This is a genomic window from Bowdeniella massiliensis (genome assembly GCF_023634005.1).
GTDB classification, from domain to species: Bacteria; Actinomycetota; Actinomycetes; order Actinomycetales; family Actinomycetaceae; genus Bowdeniella; species Bowdeniella massiliensis.
Genome location: NZ_JALIQR010000028.1, coordinates 1 through 1,790, shown reverse-complemented (window position 1 = coordinate 1,790; position 1,790 = coordinate 1). Strand labels below are relative to the sequence as shown.

At 62.5% G+C, this 1,790-nt stretch carries 1 protein-coding gene and 1 pseudogene; one reads left to right on the top strand and one right to left on the bottom strand.

The features are described from left to right. Positions 1-251, bottom strand: a 251-nt coding sequence (locus tag MUN85_RS12480; protein WP_431603565.1) for a transposase, incomplete at its 3' end; no start/stop codon positions are given. Between the two features lie 38 nt (positions 252-289). On the opposite strand from MUN85_RS12480, the pseudogene MUN85_RS12475 reads away from it, so the two are divergent. Then, positions 290-1,114, top strand: a pseudogene (locus tag MUN85_RS12475) (IS1634 family transposase); the annotation flags it as partial. Positions 1,115-1,790: the final 676 nt, after the last annotated feature.

The window sequence follows — 1,790 nt, the reverse complement described above, 5'->3', positions numbered from 1 at the left end:
CGACGCCCGGATTCGTGTAATTCGATCCAGCCCCCTGTGAGGCGCTTCGTGTTCGTCGCGTGCTGATGCGCACGAACGATCGTGGAGTCCACCGACAGTGACCAATCCACCAGCCCGGCCTCGTCCGTGGCGGTGCCCTCGGCGGCCATGCGGTGATGCCACGTCCATACCGTCTGCCACGGCCCGAACACCTCCGGCAGATCCCGCCACGCGATCCCGCACCGATACCGGTAGATGATGCCCTCGACCATCAGCCTCGCGTCCGAGAACGGCCGCCCCCGAGACCAAGACCATGATCCCGGTGCTGCAGGACTTCATGTCCACCCACCGGCTGGAAGACATCACTGTGGTCGCTGACGCAGGCATGGTCTCTGATGCCAACCGCAAAGCCATCGAGACCGCCAAGCTCTCCTACATCATCGGTGAGAAGCTGCCCGAGGTGCCCTACCCGATCCGCACCTGGATCGAGGAGAACCCCGACCAGGCCCCCGAGAACGGGATGATCCTGTCCTGGCCGGTCTATGAGGGCACCGCCGGGGCTCGGCGGAAGGCGATCACCTACTACCAGTACCGCGAACAGCGGGCCAAGCGGACCCTGCGCGGGATCGACCAGCAGGTCGCCAAGGCGAAGAAAGCCGTAGCGGGTAAGGCCCCGGTGAAGCGCAACAGGTTCGTTGGCATCGAAGGTGAGCGGCGGTTCCTGAAGGAAGAGATTGAGCAGAAGGCCCGTGATCTTGCCGGGTGGAAAGCCTACATCACCAACCTGGCACCCGAGACCGCCTCAGCCGACTACGTGATCGGGGCTTATCACCAGCTGTGGCACATCGAGAAAGCCTTCCGCATGTCGAAGCACGACCTGGCCGCCCGCCCGGTCTTCCACCGGCAGAAGGACTCCATCGATGCTCACCTGAGCATCGTGACCGCCGCCCTGGCCGTGGCCCAACGGCTGGAGACGCTCACCGGGTGGTCGCGGAAGAAATTCATCAGCACCGCCCGCCGGTACCGGGAAGTCACCCTGAACATCAACGGTCACCAGCTCACCGCCGAGACTGACCTGCCCGGGGACCTCACCACCGCCATCAACGCGATCCACTCAAGCAGCGCACCTGACTAACCTGAGCCAACTCGGGTTAGCGATAGGTGCGGATCTTTTGTCTGAAACCATTCGGCGCGGAGATGTGCCCGATATCCGCTGAGTTCAATCCGTAGCGGTTGCTATTTGGGGAGGATCAGTTGTCCCATGGTGAGGTTCCCCAGGGTGCCATGTCACGAGCGTCAGTCGGCGGTCACATTCGAGAGCAGCCACTCTTCACGGTCTGCGGATTGCCCGGGGCCGCCACCACCTGATCGAGGTGCTCAATGACTCCGTGTCAGTTGCAAGCAGGGTGGCCGACGCCTGGGGAGACCCATCCCGTGAGGCTGAGTTTAACTCAGTGGTCAACGATTGGCGTCAACGCTTCGTGGCGTGCCCGCCCCATGGGGTAGCGGCCGCAAGTCCGAGGTGGAACACCCCGAGTCCAGAAAGCCCTACAGCTGTAATTCGACTTGCGAGCAATGGCGTGAATCCTCTTCCAGTCAGGTTCAGTGTCAATGGTTCAGTTCTCTGCTTATAAGGGGGCACGTTGGTCGTGGTGAGTGCTAGGGCGTGTCTGAGAATTGCCAAGTCCAGGAGATGACGGCGTTGAGGATCACGGCCGCGCGGTAGACGATCGCGAGCTTGTCGTAGCGGGTGGCGAGTCCGCGCCATTGCTTGATGTGGCAGTAGCGACGCTCGATGACGTTGCGGTTGC